Origin of the sequence: Streptomyces sp. NPDC048278, from assembly GCF_040652195.1 — a bacterium.
In the GTDB taxonomy this organism is placed as follows: Bacteria; Actinomycetota; Actinomycetes; order Streptomycetales; family Streptomycetaceae; genus Streptomyces.
This window is the reverse complement of record NZ_JBEZLP010000037.1, coordinates 20,591-38,056: the sequence shown is the minus strand read 5'-3', so window position 1 is coordinate 38,056 and position 17,466 is coordinate 20,591. Positions and strand designations below refer to the sequence as shown.

Below are 17,466 nucleotides of genomic sequence, written 5' to 3'. Positions count from 1 at the left end.
CTACATTGATTTCAGATAGTAGAAGTTAGTTTCCGTAATACGGAAATCTACTGCGGAAAAACTGAGGCAGTGCTCACCGCGGGGCGCGACGGGAGCAGGCATCCGACAGCCGAAAGCAGGAGTTCTCGATGGCTCGTATGACCGCTGCCCGCGCGGCAGTTGAGATCCTCAAGCGCGAGGGCGTCACCGACGCGTTCGGTGTGCCCGGCGCGGCGATCAACCCCTTCTACGCGGCGCTCAAGGCCTCCGGCGGCATCCAGCACACCCTCGCCCGCCATGTCGAGGGCGCCTCGCACATGGCCGAGGGCTACACCCGTACGCACCCCGGGAACATCGGCGTCTGCATCGGCACCTCCGGACCGGCCGGCACCGACATGATCACCGGCCTGTACTCGGCCACCGGTGACTCCGTCCCGATCCTCTGCGTCACCGGCCAGGCCCCGACCGCGGTGATCCACAAGGAGGACTTCCAGGCCGTCGACATCGCCTCGATCGCCAAGCCGGTCACGAAGATGGCGGTCACCGTGCTGGAGGCGGCGCAGGTCCCGGGCGTCTTCCAGCAGGCCTTCCACCTGATGCGCTCCGGCCGGCCCGGCCCGGTCCTGATCGACCTGCCGATCGACGTGCAGCTCACCGAGATCGAGTTCGACCCGGACACGTACGAGCCGCTGCCGGTCTACAAGCCGGCCGCCACCCGCGCCCAGATCGAGAAGGCGATCGGGATGCTGAACGCGTCCGAGCGTCCGCTGATCGTCGCGGGCGGCGGGGTCATCAACGCGGACGCCGCCGAACTCCTCGTCGAGTTCGCCGAGTTGACCGGCACGCCGGTCGTCCCGACCCTGATGGGCTGGGGCGTCCTGCCCGACGACCACGAGCTGAACGCCGGCATGGTGGGATTGCAGACCTCGCACCGCTATGGCAACGCGACCTTCCTGGAGTCCGACTTCGTCCTCGGCATCGGCAACCGCTGGGCCAACCGCCACACCGGCCGGCTGGACGTCTACACGGCCGGCCGCACCTTCGTCCACGTGGACGTCGAACCCACCCAGATCGGCAGGATCTTCGCCCCCGACTACGGCATCGCCTCCGACGCGAAGGCGGCCCTGGAGCTGTTCGTCGAGGTGGCGCTGGAGCTGAAGGCGACCGGCGGGCTGCCGGACCGCTCCTCCTGGGCGGCCTCGGCGCAGGAGAAGAGGGCGACCCTCCAGCGCCGTACCCACTTCGACGACATCCCGATCAAGCCGCAGCGCGTCTACGAGGAGATGAACAAGGCCTTCGGCCCGGAGACCCGGTACGTCTCCACGATCGGCCTCTCGCAGATCGCCGGCGCCCAGATGCTGCACCTCTTCAGGCCCCGGCACTGGATCAACTGCGGCCAGGCGGGCCCGCTCGGCTGGACGGTCCCGGCCGCGCTGGGCGTGGCCAAGGCCGACCCGGAGGCGTCCGTCGTCGCCCTCTCCGGGGACTACGACTTCCAGTTCATGCTGGAGGAGCTCGCGGTCGGCGCGCAGCACAAGATCCCGTACATCCATGTCCTGGTCAACAACTCCTACCTGGGCCTGATCCGGCAGGCGCAGCGGGCGTTCGACATCGACTTCCAGGTCAAGCTGGAGTTCGAGAACATCAACTCGCCCGAGCTGGGCGTCTACGGCGTCGACCACGTCAAGGTCGCCGAGGGCCTGGGCTGCAAGGCGATCCGGGTGACCGACCCGGCGGAGCTGGGCGCGGCCTTCGAGCAGGCCAAGAAGCTGGCCGCCGAGCACCGGGTGCCGGTCGTCGTGGAGGCGATCCTGGAGCGGGTCACCAACATCTCCATGTCGACCACCAACGACATCTCGAACGTCGTCGAGTTCGAGGAGATCGCGACCGAGCCGGGGCACGCGCCGACGTCGGTCAGGACGCTGAAGGTCTGAGCCGACGCAGACGGGAGCGGGCGGTCCATCCGAGAGGATGGGCCGCCCGCTCCGCGTTGTCGACGACTCGGTGCCCGCCGCCCCCGTGCCGGCGGGCACCGTGTGACGTGAATATGCCCCCTGACTGGGGCGGTTGAAGCATGCTGAACGGAGTTCAGAGCTTGATTTGAGGATCGGCCGGTCCGTTCGTCCTGGTATCTCAGCTTTCGGGGTGCTCGGTCAGCCCCGGCCAGTCGTCCGGGCCGCCGCCCTGCCAATCGATGAGGTCGCTCTCCTCGACCTCGATCCGGTCCAGGTCGGCCAGCCGCAGGATCTCGATCACGTCGTCGAGGTGCGAGGCGATCCCCAGGGTCACCTCGCCCTCGGTGACCCGCCGGGAGCCGTCCAGCGCCGGGGCGTGCACGACGATGTGCGGGAACTCGGTCGGTGGATGTGCAGTCATGCCACCAGGCTCCTGCGGCGGGGAGGGAAACGCACGCCGAAGCGCCGGACGCGGGCGGTTCCGCGTCCGGCGCTCGACGAGCCCGTGGGGCTCTGTGCCGTTGTGGCCGTCCGACGGCGCGAGGCTGGGCGCGACAGGACGTTCGCGCCGCCGGACGGGGCTCAAGGGGGGTGTGGCTGGGACCGCGGCGGGTGCGACGGAGCCGGGGCGTCCTTCCCTCTGGTCGAGAAGGGCGCTCGGTTCCTTCACCACCGCACTGGCTCGCACGCCGCCGCGGTCCTCGCCCCGCCCGCGTGCCGACACCGACCGGCCATCCCTCATCCGGGCCGGTCGGCCGCCGCGGGCCGTTCGTGGGGTCAGTTCGTGGGGTCAGTCCTCGGCCTCGGCGCGCGTCCGCCGGCAGGCGCGCGAGCCGTAGCCGTTCATGGGGCGGTACGACGCCGGGGTGCCGCGGGCGCCCCTCGGCCAGGTCGCCTGGCGCGGGGCCTCGGGGGAGCGTGCCCGTCCGAAGTGGCCGTATCCGCCGCTGCCGTGGGCGTCGGCGGCCGGGGCGCCGGACTCGGTGGTGAGCGCGCGCTGCGACATCGTGGACCTTCCCTGATCGTTGACGTGGTTTCCGGGCGGCGCCGGCACCTGGGCGCGACAGGACAGTTGTCGGTGCCGGCGCCGCCCGGAAGTCAGGGGGTGCGGCTCAGACCTGCGCGCCGGAGAGGCGCTCCACCGCGCGCAGCAGTGCCGAGTGGTCCAGGCCGCCGTCGCCCTGGGCGCGCAGGGACGCGACCAGCTGCGCCACCACGGCGCCGACGGGCAGGGCGGCGCCCACGGTGCGGGCCGCGTCCGTGACGATGCCCATGTCCTTGTGGTGCAGGTCGATGCGGAAGCCCGGCTTGAAGTCGCGGCTGAGGAAGTTGTCCCGCTTCCGCGTCAGCACGGTCGAACCGGCCAGGCCACCGTTGAGTACGTCCAGCGCGGCCGTCAGGTCCACGCCGGACTTCTCCAGGAAGACCACGGCCTCGGCGCACGCCTGGATGTTCACGGCGACGATCAGCTGGTTGGCGGCCTTCACCGTCTGGCCGGAACCGTGCGGACCGCACAGCACGATGGTCCTGCCCAGCGCCTCGAAGACGGGCTTCGCGCTGTCGAAGTCGGCCTGCTCGCCGCCGACCATGATGGAGAGCACGGCCTCGACGGCACCGGCCTCACCGCCGGACACGGGCGCGTCGAGCACGCGGATGCCCCGGTCCCGCGCCGCCTGCGCCAGGTCGACCGAGGTCTGCGGGGTGATGGACGACATGTCGATCAGGAGCGCGCCGGACCGCGCGTTCTCCAGGATGCCGTCCGGACCGTACGCGATGGCCTCGACCTGCGGCGACGCGGGGACCATGGTGACGATCACGTCCGCGTCCCGCACCGCCGCGGCGATCGAGCCGGCCGCGGTGCCGCCGGCGGCGGCCAGCCGGTCCAGCTTGTCCTGCTCCAGCGTGAAGCCGGTGACGTCGTAACCCGCCTTGATCAGGTTCTCGGACATCGGGGAGCCCATGATGCCGAGGCCTATCCAGGCGATCTTGGGGAGGGTGCTGCTCATAGGGGGTGCCTCTCTTGATGCGGCAATCAGACAGCCCGTCCGGCGATTGAGGACGAGGCCGAAGGGCGAAGCGGGGGTCCGGGGGCGGCAGCCCCCGGGACGGTCACATCAACGCGCGGCGCGCTGTTCCATCGGCAGCCAGCCGAAGGCGTCCCCGCTCGGGCGGTCGCCCGCCTTGTACTCCAGGCCCACCCAGCCGTCGTACCCGGCCTTCCGCAACCCGTCGAGGAGGTCCGCCAGCGGCAGCGTCCCCGTGCCCGGGGCGCCGCGGCCGGGGTTGTCGGCGATCTGGACGTGGCCGGTCTTCGAGGCGTACCGCTCGATCACCGACGGGAGGTCCTCGCCGTTCATGGACAGGTGGTAGAGGTCCATCAGGAAGCGCGCGTTGCCGAGTCCGGTGGCCTCGTTGACCCTGTCGACCACCGCGACGGCGGCCGGGGCCGACACCAGCGGGTACCGCGGCGACTCGGGCTCGTTGAGCGCCTCGATCAGCAGGACCGCGCCGATCCGGTCCGCCGCGCGCGCCGCGAGCGCCAGGTTCTCCAGGGCCAGCGCGTCCTGCTCGGCCGGGTCCACGCCGTCGACGCGGTTGCCGTACAGGGCGTTGAGCGCCGTGCAGCCGAGCGACTGGGCGAAGCCTGCCGCCACGTCGATGTTGGCGCGGAACCGCTCGGACTCCGCGCCCGGAACCGACAGGGCGCCCCGGTCGGGGCCGGGCAGCTGTCCGGCGTAGAAGTTCAGGCCCGTCAGCCGGACGCCCGCGTCCTCGACCGCCCGCTTCAGCGCGTCCAGCTCGGAGCGCGCGGGGGTGGGGGAGTCGACCCAGGGCCACCACAGCTCGACCGCCGTGAAGCCGGCCGCGGCGGCGGCTGCCGGGCGCTCCAGGAGCGGGAGTTCCGTGAAGAGGATCGACAGGTTGACGTTGAAGCGCTGCTCTGCACATCCCATGCGGGTCGCGCTCCCTTCCGCTGCCTAGTGGGTGCGATCAAATTCCGTATTGCGGAAGTTGATTTCTGCTTAATGGAAGACTGCCTGTGGGCGGGGAGAGCTGTCAAGAGCGCCCGCGCAAAACCGGCGCCCTACCCTGAAGACATGGCTCGGTCCAACGACGAGGTGGCGGCGCTGCTCCAGGAGTACGCCGACCTGATCTCGATCACCGGTGGGGACGCGTTCAAGGCGCGGGTCTACGAGAAGGCCGCCCGGTCGGTCGGCGGCCACCACGCCGACGTCGCCACGCTCGACCTCAAGGGGCTCCAGGAGATCCCGAACGTCGGGAAGTCGATCGCCCAGAAGGTCCGCGAGTACTTCGACAGCGGCACGGTGGCCGCCGTCGAGGAGCTGCGCGCGAAGATCCCGGACGGGGTCCGGCGGCTGACGGCCGTGCCCACCCTCGGCCCGAAGAAGGCCATGGCGGTCTACGAGGAACTGGGCGTCTCGTCGGTGGACGAACTCGCCGCCGCCATCCGCGACGAACGGCTGCGCGACCTCAAGGGCTTCGGGCCGAAGACCGAGGAGAACATCCTGCACGGCATCGAACTGCTCCGGTCCTCCGGCGGCCGGGTGCAGATCGACGTGGCCATGGAGCTGGTCGAGGACGTCGTCGGCGCGCTCTCCGCCGTGACCGGCTGCGAGCGGTGCGCGTACGCCGGATCGCTGCGCCGGATGCGCGAGACCATCGGCGACATCGACATCCTCGCGGCGGCGGCGGACTCCGCGCCCCTCATGCGGGCGTTCACCGCACTGCCGTACGTCACCGAGGTCATCGGACAGGGCGGGACCAAGACCTCGGTGCGCACCGGCAAGGGGCTCAACGTCGACCTGCGGGTCGTGCCGCCGGATTCGTGGGGTGCCGCGCTGCAGTACTTCACCGGCTCCAAGGCCCACAACATCCGCACCCGCGAGATCGCGGTGCACCAGAAGCTCAAGCTCTCCGAGTACGGCCTCTTCGACACCGAGAGCGGCGAGAAGATCGTCTCCGCGACCGAGGAGGAGGTGTACGCGCGCCTCGGCCTGCCCTGGATCCCGCCGCCGCTGCGCGAGGACCGCGGCGAGATCGAGGCCGGACTCCGCGACGAGCTGCCCGACCTGGTCACCGAGGCCGACCTGCGCGGTGACCTGCACACCCACACCGACCTCACCGACGGGCTCGCCCCGCTGGAGGAGATGGCCGAGGCCGCCGCCGCACGCGGCTACGCCTACTACGCGATCACCGACCACGCGCCCGACCTGGTCATGCAGCGGATGACCGACGAGCGGATGCTGGCCCAGCGGGAACGGGTCCGCGAGCTCGACGGGACCTACGCCACCAAGGGCCGGCGCGGCGGGCTGCGGCTGCTGCACGGCACCGAGCTGAACATCGGCCCCGAGGGCGGGGTGGACTGGCCGGACGACTTCCTCGCCGGGTTCGACCTGTGCGTGGCCTCCGTGCACTCGCACTTCAGGCAGAGCCGTGAGGCCCTGACCCGCCGGCTCGTCCGCGCCTGCGAGAACCCGTACGTGAACATCATCGGCCACCCCACCACCCGCCTCATCGGCAAGCGGCCCGGCATCGACGCCGACCTCGACACGGTCTTCGAGGCCTGCGCCCGCACCGGCACGGCCCTGGAGATCAACGCCCACCCGCACCGGCTCGACCTGCGCGACGAGGACATCCTGCGGGCCCGCCGGCACGGCGTGAGGTTCGCCGTGAACAGCGACGCCCACGCCGTCCCGCACCTCGCCAACATGCGCTACGGCATCGGCACCGCCCAGCGCGGCTGGCTCACCGCGGACGACGTGATCAACACCTGGCCGGAGCGGCGGCTGCGGAGCTTCCTGCGCAAGGGCCGGTGAGCCGCAAGGACGCCCGTCAGTGCTGGGTGTTGGTGGCCCAGACCGGGGTCGATCCGGCGTAGATCACCACGTTGCCGTCGCCCTGGACCCTGAGGATCGCGCCGTTGTGGCCGGGGGTCTGGCTGGCCCAGACGGGACGGCTGTCGGAGGTGTAGACGACGAGGTTTCCGTCCGCCTGGAAGACCGCCTGGTAGTTCGAACCGAAGGTCATCGTGGCCCAACGGGCCTTGTTGTGCTCGTCGTACACGACGAGGTTGCCGTCGGTCTGCATGCGCAGCCGGGCCTTCTTCGCCTCGATGGACTGGCCGGCCCGGAGCACCCTGGTGGCGGTGACGAGGACGTCCGAGGGCAGGGTCGACTCCGCGGTCGACTTCGTCCCGGACCTGCTCGTCGCGGTGGGCTTCTTCGTGTTCGTCTTCGTCTTCGCCGGTGCGGCGGGCTTCTTCGTCCCGGCCGTCGTCGGCTTCGTCGCCGGATGCGCCACGACCGTCCTCGCGGGAGAGGGGCGGTGCGTGGACGCCTTCGGCGTGACGGAGGGGGCGGGCGTGCCGGGGGCCGAGGGAGTGGAGGAGGCGTACCCGGCTCCGGGCTCCTGCGTCGCGTCGCCGCCGAGGACGGTGCCCGCCTGGTCGGCGACGACCCGGTCGTGGTCCTCCGGCGCCCGGTCCCGGCTCGTCAGCAGCACCGGTACCGTGATCAGCAGCGCGCCGAGCACCGCCGCCCCGGCCAGCAGCGGGCGGCCCGGGCGGCCCACGGACCCGGCCGCCGTACCGCCGCCGGGGGCGGACCCGTCCGCCTCGGGGACGCTCGCGGCGAGCACCTGGGCGGGGGCCTCGGCCTCGGCGCCTTCCGCACGTGCCGGGCCGCCGGACGGGGACTCCCCGCCGCCGGGCCCCGCGAGGGCGGGCGCTTCCGCCACGGTCCCCGCCGTCGGGGCCGCCGCGGGGTCCGACTCCTCCTGCGCCACCGACTCCGCCGAGACGGACCCCCGCGTCCTCGGGGTCCCCGACCGGGTTCCGGGCTCCCGGCCGGCCGCGCTCGCCCGCGCGGGATCCGGCGCTCCCGTCGTGGTCACGGGTGCCGTTTCCGCCGGGCCCGCCGCCGTAGCCTCTCCGGCCGTGGGGCCGGCCACCGCGGACTCCGCCGCCGAGGTCTGCGCCGCCTTCGTCCTCGCGGTCGGTCCGGTCCCGTCTGTCATCAGCCCTGTCCGCCTCGTCCGCTCGGTGGTCCGTCCTACGCCAGAGTGCGCAATCCTATTCACGCGCGGATGCCAACGGCAGTTCTGTGCACCAGTGTTAACAAACGTGACGGGTAACTCACCGTGCTGGTAAGGGTGTTGTGCAACGGCCCATAATTCGCAGTACGGCTTCCCGCGCCGTGCCGGGTGCCCGGGCCCTCCGCGGCCGTCGTTCCGCAGGCCGGACCGGAGTGGGAACGCGCGTACGGAGACGGCATGATGGGGTGGCCGCCCGACGGGTGCCGACACGAGGAGGTCAGCTGAGTGCGCCAGGTACTGACGGTCTGTCCGGAGGGCACCGGGGACGCCCGGACGATCGGCGAGGCCCTGGCCAGGGCGCGCGGCGGGGCGGTGCTGAGCGTGCGCCCGGGGACGTACGAGGAGAACCTCGTCGTCACCACCCGGGTGACCATCGTCGCCGAACAGTCGCGCGGTACCGTCCGGTTGGCCCCCCGCAAGGGCACCGTCATCTCGCTGCGGGCGGACGCGGTGATGCTGACCGACCTGGTGGTACAGGGGCACGACGAGGAACTGCCGGCCGTGGACGCCTCGCACGGACAGGCCGCGATGCAGGGCTGTGACCTGTCCGGCGCCTCGTGGGCGACCGTACTGGCGCGCGGCTCCGGCTCGCTGGCCATGCGGGAGTGCCGGATATCCAACCGTACCGGCGCGGGCGTCGTGGTGACCTCGCCGACGGAGAGCTCACTGGAGTCGTGCACCCTCGAACACCTCGGCACCAGCGGCGTGGTGATCGGCGAACGCGGCCGGGCGACGCTGCGCGGCTGCACGGTACGGGACGCGCGCGGCAACGGCGTCCTCGCCAACGGCGACGCCCAGGGCTCCGTCGAGGACTGCGACCTGGCCTCCACCGACAAGCCGTCGCTGGCCCTGGAGGAGCGCAGCGCGGTACGGGTGCTGCGCACCGTGATCCGCGACACCTCGATCGGCGTGCACGTGACCAGCGCGGCCCGCTGCGAGCTGGAGGAGGTCCGGGTCACCGGCAGCAGCGGACCCGGCATCATCGTCTCGCACGGCGCCGACCCGGTACTGCGCCGCTGCCGCACCGCCCGCACCGCGGGCAACGGCCTGCTGGTGACCGACCGTTCGCGCGGAACCTACGAGGACTGCTGGCTGACCGGCGCCCAGCTGCCGGCGCTGCGGGTGGCCGGGGCCTCCTCGCCCACGCTCACCTCGCTGACCGTCCGGGACGGCGAGGCCGACGGCGTGCTCCTGGAGGAGGACGCGGCGGCCGAGCTGGAGCGGGTGGAGATCGTCGACGTCAAGGGTGCCGGTGTGGTGATCCAGGGCGGCGCCAACCCGCTGGTGCGCCGCGCCCGGATCACCGGCGCCGGCGGGGTCGGCGTGTCGGTGCGCGACGGCGGTCGCGGCCGGGTGGAGGACTGCACGGTGGAGGCGCCGGGCGGTGCGGGAGCGGGCGTCGCGACCGGCGGCAACGTCTACCTCGCGGGATTCCGGGTGAACAACCCGGGCGGCGCGGGTCTGGAGATCGGCGGCGAGGGCACCGCGGCGATCCGCGACGGCGAGCTGGTCTCGGCCGGCGCCTGCGGCGTACTCGTCGACACCGGTGGCGAGCTGACCGCGAACCGGGTGCGGGTCGCAGCCGCCGCCGAGCACGGCTTCCTGGTCCGCGACGGCGGCCGGGCCTCCCTGAACGGCTGCGAGGCGGCCGGCAGCGAACGCGACGGCATCCGGGTCGAGTCCGAGGCTCCGGTGTCCGTGGTGGGCTGCACGGTCCGGGACAACCGGGGCGGCGGCCTGGTGCAGGCCAAGGCGGGCGGCCGGCTGGCGGTGGAGAACCTCACGAGCACCGGCAACGAGGGCCGCGACGCCTGGGGCTTCGGCGAGGCCGAGGGCACCGATCCGGCGGGTACCGTGCCCGCCTCGGAGGGGCCCGGACGGCCGGACGGGCCGATGGCCGCGCTGGAGGGCCTGATCGGCCTCGACAACGTCAAGGAACAGGTCCGCACCCTGGTCAACCTCACCCAGCTGGCCCGCCGCCGCGCCCAGCTCGGCATGTCCGCCCCGCCGATGAGCCGGCACCTGGTCTTCGCCGGCCCGCCCGGCACCGGCAAGACCACCGTGGCCCGCCTCTACGGCACGATCCTCGCCGAGCTCGGGGCGCTGCGCTCCGGGCACCTGGTCGAGGTCTCCCGCGCCGACCTGGTCGCCCAGGTCATCGGAGGCACCGCCATCAAGACCACGGAGGCCTTCGAACGGGCTCTGGGCGGCGTCCTGTTCGTCGACGAGGCGTACACCCTCACCTCCGACTCCCGCGGCTCCGGCGCCGACTTCGGCCGGGAAGCGGTCGACACCCTGCTGAAACTGATGGAGGACCACCGCGACGACGTGGTGGTCGTGGTCGCGGGCTACTCGGACGAGATGCGCAGCTTCCTCGGCTCCAACCCCGGTCTCGCGTCCCGTTTCTCACGGACCGTCGAGTTCGAGAACTACTCGGTGCCCGAGCTGGTGGAGATCATGGAGAGCATGTGCGTACGCCACCAGTACGTGCTCGACGAGGAGACCCGCCGGGCGCTCGCGGTGCACTTCGAACGGATGCCGAAGGACGCCGGGTTCGGCAACGGCCGTGCGGCGCGGCAGGTGTTCGAGGAGATGGTGGACCGGCAGGCGGTGCGGCTGGCCGCGCTGGCCGACGTGACCGAGCAGGACCTCTCCCTGCTGCTGCCCCAGGACATCAGCGAGGAGGCGGCCCGGCAGGCGGCCGAGGGGCCGAACGCCGCCGACGCCGGCGACGACGCGCTGAGCAGGCTGGACGCGCTGGTCGGGCTCTCCGCGGTGAAGCGGGACGTCACCGACCTGGTCAACCTGGTCTCGACGGCCCGCCAGCGCGAGGCCGCCGGACTTCCGGTACCCCGCATCAGCCACCACCTGGTCTTCACCGGCCCGCCCGGCACCGGCAAGACCACCGTGGCCCGCCTCTACGGCGAACTCCTCGTCTCGCTGGGCGTGTTGCCGCGCGGCCAGCTGGTCGAGGTGTCCCGCGCCGACCTGGTCGGCCGCTACGTCGGCCACACCGCCCAGCTGACCCGGGAGGTCTTCGAACGGGCCCTGGGCGGCGTGCTGTTCGTCGACGAGGCGTACACCCTCACCCCGCGTGAGGCGTCCGGCGCGGACTTCGGCCGGGAGGCCGTGGACACCCTGCTGAAGCTGATGGAGGACCACCGCGACCAGGTGGTCGTCATCGTCGCCGGGTACACCCAGGAGATGGAGACGTTCCTGGCCTCCAACCCCGGCCTGTCCTCCAGGTTCTCCCGCCGGGTGGAGTTCGCCGACTACTCCTCCGACGAGTTGGTCACCATCGTCCGCCAGCACGCGGTGCAGCTGGGGTACGAGTGTGCCGCCGGGCTCGGACCGGTGCTGCGGCAGCACTTCGACACGCTGCCCCGTGACCGGTCGTTCGGCAACGCGCGCACCGCCCGCCAGGTGCTGGAGCGGATGATGACCCGCCAGGCGGGCCGGCTCAGCCGACTGGCCGCCCCCAGCCTCGACGACCTGCGCCTGCTGCTCCCGGAGGACCTCGCCGACCCCGCAGGCCCGGCCTCCACCGCCTCCTCCACCGGGGCGGCCCGGGCATGACGACGACACTCGGGGCCGGGGAGGACGCGGCACGCGCACCGTGGGCGGCACCGGCCGGCCCGGCGGTCGCGGCGGCCGTGGCGGTTCGGCGGGGCACCGTCCGTCACGTGCGTCCGCTCGCCGCCGCGCTGGCGCTGCTGCTGACGGGCGCCCTGAGCGCGGCCGGTGCCGGGGCCGCGACGGCGGCCGGGAGCACGGTCCGGCTGCCGGTGCTGCCCTCCCGGGTGGACGCCGGCAAGCCGTGCACGGCGGGCTCCGGCCAGCGGGCCGCCGACGTGCCCTGGGAGCAGGTCTCCCTCCAGCTCGACCGGACCTGGCAGGTCGCGTCGGGCACCGGGGTGACCGTCGGTGTGGTCGACACCGGGGTCGCCGCCGGCGCGCCCGCGCTGAAGGGCCGCGTGACAGCGGTCGGTGACGCGGGGACCGACTGTGTGGGACACGGCACCTTCGTCGCCGGTCTGGTGGCCGCCGCCGTACGGGACGGTGTGCGGTTCGCGGGCGTGGCGCAGCAGGCCCGCATCCTCGCCGTGCGCGGCAGCGACGCCCGGGGGGCGGTCACCGCCGAGCGGGTCGCGGCCGGCATCCGGGCCGCCGTCGAGGGCGGTGCGCAGGTGGTCGCGGTGTCGGCGGCGCTGGGCAGCGACACCGCGGGGCTGCGGTCGGCCGTGGCGCTGGCCGGGAAGAAAGACGTCCTGGTGGTCGCCGCCGCGGTGCCGGACGAGCCGGCCACGGCGACGTCGCAGAGTCCGCCCGCCCGCGACTACTACCCGGCCGCGGACGACGGTGTGCTCTCCGTCCTCGACGTGGACGTCGACGGCGGACGGCCGGCCGGCGCGTACACCACCGACAGCGCGCAGCTCGCGGCGCCGGGCGACGGCGTGGTCGGCATCGGCCCGGCGAAGGACGGCCACTACATCGGCTCCGGGGCGTCACTGGCCGCCGGGTTCGTGGCGGGGGCGGCGGCGCTGGTGCGCTCTGTCCACCCCGAGCTGACGGCTGCGCAGACGGCGAGTCTGCTGAGGTCGTCCGCGTACCCGGCCGACGTGCCGCGCGTCGACCCGTACGCGGCGGTCACCACGGTCCTCAGTGCCACCGCCACCGCACCGGACCGGGGCGACGCCGCCCCCGGTTCCCCCGTGCGCATGCCGGCCGACGAGGCGGCCGGACCGCTCCGCCGCGCCCTGTGGCCCGCGTCGGCCGGGCTCGCCGTGATCGTCGCGGTGGTCTGGGCGGGCCTGGTCATCCCCCGCGGACGCCGCCTGGGCTGGCGCCCGTCCGCCCGGCGGAGCGCGGCCGCGGCGGGCCCGGCGGGTCCGGGCGGGGGCCCGGAAGCCTGACGGCCTTCGGGGGCGCCGAGGCTTTCGCAGGCGCCGAGCCGGTCGGTGGGCACCTGCAGGCCGGTGGGGGCTGGTCGCGCAGTTCCCCGCGCCCCTGGGTCGGCTGCCGATGGCCCGGCTGGCAGCGTCCGCTCGGACACCGGGAGCTGTGCCTGGGCCGGTTGCCGACGGTCGCATTCGGGCACCGTCCGGTTCCTGCTCGATCGGGCACCACCCCAGCGCCTGCCAGGCACCGTCCGCCTCCCGCCCGGATTGCCTCAGGCCGACCGCCGACCGCCGACCGCCGACTGCCGACTGCCGACCGCCTGATCGGTGCGCGCACTCGGCGTTCTCGGCTGCGGCCGACGGCACGGCCCCGGGCGGTCGCGTGGCGTTGCCCGTGGTCGTGCCGTTGCGGGGTGGTCAGTTGTCCTCCGTGCCTGCTGCCAGGGCCGTCTGGATGAGGACGGGCTTGCGGCGGACGATGTGGAGGGCGCGGCCCGGGGGGAGGACTCGGGGTTTGACGTTGCCGAAGACGTAGCCCTCGGAGGGTGGGCAGGACATCAGGACGCCGGGGGTGTTGACCTCGTCGAGGCGGCGCAGGAGCTGGTCGTTGAGGCCGCGTCCGGCGCCGGTGGCGGAGCGGGCGACGACGACGTGCAGGCCGAGTTCGTGGCCGAGGGCGAGGTGTTCGAACAGCGGGGCGAAGGGGTGGTCCAGGACCGTGCCGCCGCCGACCATGTCGTAGTCGTCGACGAGCACGAACAGCCGGGGGCCCGACCACCAGTCGGCGAGCCGCATCCGGGCCGGGGTGATCTCCGGGCCGGGCAGCCGGGTGCGCAGCGCCTTCGCCGAGCCGCCGACCAGCTGCTTGAGGGTGTCCAGGGCCACGGCGTGGCCGAGCCGGTACTCCTCCGGCACGGCGTCGACCAGGCCGCGGCGGTAGTCCACCACGAGGATGCGGGCCTCGGTCGGGGCGTAGCGGGCGACGACCGCGTCCGCGACCAGCCGCAGCAGGTTGGTCTTGCCGCTCTCGGCGTCGGCGATGGCCACCAGGTGCGGGGTGCGGGAGAAGTCGTGCCAGACGGTACCGAGGGTCTCCTCGTCCTGGCCGAGCGCCAGCCGCAGGCCGTCGGCGAGCTCCGGCGCGGGGAGTTCGGCGGCCGGCAGCCGGTGCGGCAGCATCCGTACCTGCGGGGCGCGCGGCCCGTGCCAGGCGGAGGCGATCCGGTCGACCAGCTCCGCGACGCCCTCGCTGAGCGTCTCCGGGTCCGACGACCCGTCACCCCGGGGCAGCGCTGACAGGAAGTGCAGCTTGGCGTCGACGGTGAGACCACGCCCGGGGACCTGGGGCACCGAGCCGGCCTTCCGGATGTCCACCACGGAGTCCATGGTGTCGCCGAGCCGCAGTTCGAGCCTGGTCGCGGACTGGTCGCGGACCGGGGCGGTGAGCTCCAGCCAGCGGGCGGTGGCGACGATCAGGTGGATGCCGTAGTTGAGACCGCCGGTGGCGATCTGGTTGAACGTCGGGATGAACTGGTCGAAGTTCTGCCGGACCGCCGACCAGCCGTCGATCACCAGGAAGACGTCGCCGTGCGGCTCGTCGGGGAACTCCCCGGCGGCCCGGCGGCGCCGGTAGGTGGCCATCGAGTCGATGCCGTGGTCGAGGAAGAACTGTTCGCGGTGGGTGAGGACCGCGGTGACCTCGGCGACCGTACGGCTGATCCGCTCGGTGTCCAGGCGGGCCGCGACCCCGCCGACATGCGGCAGCCCGGTGAGCTGGGAGAGCGTGCCGCCGCCGAAGTCGAGGCAGTAGAACTGCACTTCGCGCGGGGTGTGGGTGAGGGAGAGCGCCATGATGAGGCTGCGCAGCACGGTCGACTTGCCGCTCTGCGAGCCGCCCGCGACGGCGACGTGGCCGCCGGCCCCGGCGAGGTCCACCACCAGCGGGTCGCGCCGCTGGTCGAAGGGCTTGTCGACCAGACCGACGGGGACCCGCAGCCGCCCGGCACCGGTCCAGCGGGAGGCTGTCAGGCCGCGCTCCGGGTCGGCGGTGAGACCGCCGAGCAGGGTGTCCAGCGAGGTGGGGGCGTCCAGCGGCGGCAGCCACACCGGGTGGGCGGGCGGCCCGGAGTCGCGCAGCCGGTCCAGGGCCACCGACAACAGGCTGTCGGCGCTCTCCTCCTCCGGTTCCGGCACGATCACGGCCGGTGCGGGGGCGCGGGGCACGATGTACCCGGTCGACCAGGGCACCACCTGGGTGGCGACCCGGGCCTGGGCGACGGCGCCGCCGCGCCTGCGGTAGGGACCGGAGACGTAGGCCGCGCGGAACCGGGTGAGGGCCTCGACGCCGCTCTTGAGGTAGCCGCTGCCCGGCTGGGAGGGCAGTTCGTAGGCGTCGGGGACGCCGAGGACGCCCCGGGACTCCATCGCGGAGAAGGTGCGCAGGCCGATCCGGTAGGACAGGTGCGACTCCAGCTGGTGCATCCGGCCCTCGTCGAGGCGCTGCGAGGCGAGCAGCAGGTGCACGCCGAGGGACCGGCCGAGGCGGCCGATCATCACGAACAGCTCCATGAACTCGCGGTGCGAGGCGAGGAGTTCGCTGAACTCGTCGACGACGACGAACAGGCTGGGCAGTGGGGCGAGGTCGGCCCCGGCGGCCCGGGCCTTCTCGTACTCCAGGGCCGAGGTGTAGTTGCCGGCCGCCCGCAACAGCTCCTGGCGGCGGATGAGTTCGCCGTGCAGGGCGTCCTGCATGCGCTCCACCAGGGCGGCTTCGTCGGCGAGGTTGGTGATGACGGCGGAGGTGTGCGGGAGTTCGTCCAGACCGAGGAAGGTGGCGCCGCCCTTGAAGTCGACGAGGACGAAGTTGAGGGTCTCCGAGGAGTTGGTGAGCGCGAGGCCGAGGACGAGGGTGCGCAGCAGCTCGGACTTCCCGGAGCCGGTGGCGCCGATCAGCATGCCGTGCGGACCCATGCCGCCCTGCGCGGACTCCTTGATGTCGAGCTCCACGGGCCTGCCGTCCGCGCCGACCGCGACCGGGACGCGCAGCCGGCCGGAGCCGCTGTGCCGCCGCCACAGCGTGTCCGGGTCGAGGCGGTGCAGGTCGGCGATGCCGAGCAGGGTGGTCAGCTCCATGTCGGCGGAGAGCGGTTCGACCGCGTCGGAGGTGAGGCTCATCCGGTACGGGGCGATCAGCCGGGCCAGCGACTCGGCGGCGACCGGGCCGACCCGGTCGGGGCGGCCCAGGACGGTGGTCTGCTCCTTGCGGCTGCGGTCGGTGCGGACCAGGGCCACCGCGTCGGCGGCGACGTCGAGACGGAGGGAGGTGCGGCCGGGCCGCCAGGTGAGGCTGTCGGAGAGGTCGAGGACGACGGCGTTGCGGTAGCCGGGCCCGTCGAAGCGGTGGCCGGCCGGGATGCCCGCGCCGTCCACCACCACGACCACCAGAGGCTCGTCGCGTCCGGGCACGGCCTCCGGGTCGAAGGCGGGCCGCTCGGCGAACTCGCTGCCGAGCTGGTCCTCCAGATCGGTGAAGGCGGCGGCCACCATGCGCAGCGGGCCCGCGCCGTCGGTCTCCTGCGGGTGCTGGTTGTGCGGCAGCCACTTCACCCACTCCCATTCGCCGCGTACCTCGTCACCGGCGCAGACGACGATCCACAGCTCCTCCGGCGGGTGGAACAGGGCGAGTTGGCACAGGGCGGCGCGCAGCATCCCACGGGCGGCGGCCCGGTCGCCGCGCAGCAGCACCCGTGACCAGGAGCGCAGGTAGAGGGCGATGGGCTGGCCGGGGACGGTGCTGTAGGCGCGGATGAAGCGGCGCAGCGCGTGCGCGCACAGCGGTTCGAGGTCCTCGACCGGCTTGGTGGAGACGGGGGTGAGCCGCATGGCGAGCTGCTGGTCGCCGACGGCGATCCGGACCTCGCCGAAGTCGTCGTCCTTGACCCGGCGTTCCCACAGCCGGGTGGTGCGCACGACGGAACGCAGCACCCGGGGTTCGGGGTGGCGCCAGGCGAGGGCGAGCTGCTGCTCGACCACGGCCCGCTGCACGGTGCGCCGGCTCTGCGCGAGGTAACGCAGGTAGTCCCGGCGTTCGCCGCGCAGCCGCTGCTTGCGGTCGCCCGCCTTGCGCATGACCTGCCCGACCATCATCGCGCCCGCGGCCATCACCATCATGCCGAGCGCGATGTACATGAAGACACCGCTGGACTGCCCGCCGGTCCGCAGGAACAGCATCATCATCGAGACCGACATCATCGCCATCGGCAGATACGTCCACACCGCGGACGTGTCCGGGACGGTCTCCATGAGGGTCGGCGGCTCCTGGAGGACCAACTCGCCGGCCGGCATGTCGGGTCCACGACGGCGGGCCGGACGACGGAACAGGACCACGCTCAACGCTTGGCACTCCTAACGGACTTCGCGCACCGCGGCGGTACATGGGGGGTGCGTGCCGGGAGGGGCCTCGGCACTCGCACGCGGATGACGCTGTCAACACCGTTCGTGGGGACTCCCGTTGACAACGA

General features: G+C 73.0%; 10 protein-coding genes. 4 read left to right on the top strand and 6 right to left on the bottom strand.

What is annotated here, in order from left to right:
* Window positions 1-128 precede the first annotated feature (128 nt).
* Window positions 129-1,913: a glyoxylate carboligase gene (gene gcl / locus AB0D74_RS41200; protein WP_362598951.1), complete on the top strand. Its 1,785-nt coding sequence runs from the start codon at window positions 129-131 to the stop codon at window positions 1,911-1,913.
* A 199-nt stretch (window positions 1,914-2,112) separates the two neighbouring features.
* Here the strand turns inward: gcl and AB0D74_RS41195 are convergent, their stop codons facing one another.
* The 4 genes from AB0D74_RS41195 to AB0D74_RS41180 form a co-directional block, all read right to left on the bottom strand.
* Window positions 2,113-2,355: a hypothetical protein gene (locus tag AB0D74_RS41195; RefSeq protein ID WP_362598949.1), complete on the bottom strand. Its 243-nt coding sequence runs from the start codon at window positions 2,353-2,355 to the stop codon at window positions 2,113-2,115.
* 369 nt (window positions 2,356-2,724) lie between these two features.
* Window positions 2,725-2,940: a hypothetical protein gene (locus AB0D74_RS41190; protein ID WP_362599056.1), complete on the bottom strand. Its 216-nt coding sequence runs from the start codon at window positions 2,938-2,940 to the stop codon at window positions 2,725-2,727.
* Window positions 2,941-3,046: 106 nt separating this feature from the next.
* The gene (locus AB0D74_RS41185) at window positions 3,047-3,940 is read right to left on the bottom strand and encodes a 2-hydroxy-3-oxopropionate reductase (RefSeq protein ID WP_362598947.1); all 894 of its coding nucleotides are present in this window, start codon (window positions 3,938-3,940) and stop codon (window positions 3,047-3,049) included.
* A 108-nt stretch (window positions 3,941-4,048) separates the two neighbouring features.
* Window positions 4,049-4,888 (bottom strand): TIM barrel protein, encoded by an 840-nt coding sequence (locus tag AB0D74_RS41180; RefSeq protein ID WP_362598945.1) that lies wholly within the window; start codon window positions 4,886-4,888, stop codon window positions 4,049-4,051.
* 144 nt (window positions 4,889-5,032) lie between these two features.
* Here AB0D74_RS41180 and polX point away from each other — a divergent pair, with 144 nt between their 5' ends.
* Window positions 5,033-6,772, top strand: a complete 1,740-nt coding sequence (polX, locus tag AB0D74_RS41175; RefSeq protein ID WP_362598943.1) for a DNA polymerase/3'-5' exonuclease PolX — start codon at window positions 5,033-5,035, stop codon at window positions 6,770-6,772.
* Between the two features lie 16 nt (window positions 6,773-6,788).
* Here the strand turns inward: polX and AB0D74_RS41170 are convergent, their stop codons facing one another.
* Window positions 6,789-7,970, bottom strand: coding sequence for a hypothetical protein (locus AB0D74_RS41170; protein WP_362598941.1), 1,182 nt, complete (start codon window positions 7,968-7,970; stop codon window positions 6,789-6,791).
* Window positions 7,971-8,273: 303 nt separating this feature from the next.
* Between AB0D74_RS41170 and AB0D74_RS41165 the strand changes: the two genes are divergently transcribed.
* Both AB0D74_RS41165 and AB0D74_RS41160 read left to right on the top strand, forming a co-directional pair.
* A complete protein-coding gene (locus tag AB0D74_RS41165) occupies window positions 8,274-11,624 on the top strand; it encodes a right-handed parallel beta-helix repeat-containing protein (protein ID WP_362598939.1) in 3,351 nt (1,116 codons plus the stop codon).
* A complete protein-coding gene (locus tag AB0D74_RS41160; protein ID WP_362598937.1) occupies window positions 11,621-12,961 on the top strand; it encodes a S8 family serine peptidase in 1,341 nt (446 codons plus the stop codon). Before AB0D74_RS41165 ends, AB0D74_RS41160 begins: the two co-directional genes overlap by 4 nt.
* A gap of 402 nt (window positions 12,962-13,363) precedes the next feature.
* On the opposite strand, the gene eccCa is transcribed toward AB0D74_RS41160, so the two are convergent.
* Entirely contained in the window at window positions 13,364-17,290 is a 3,927-nt protein-coding gene (gene eccCa / locus AB0D74_RS41155; RefSeq protein ID WP_362599052.1) for a type VII secretion protein EccCa, read from the bottom strand.
* Between the last annotated feature and the right edge of the window lie 176 nt (window positions 17,291-17,466).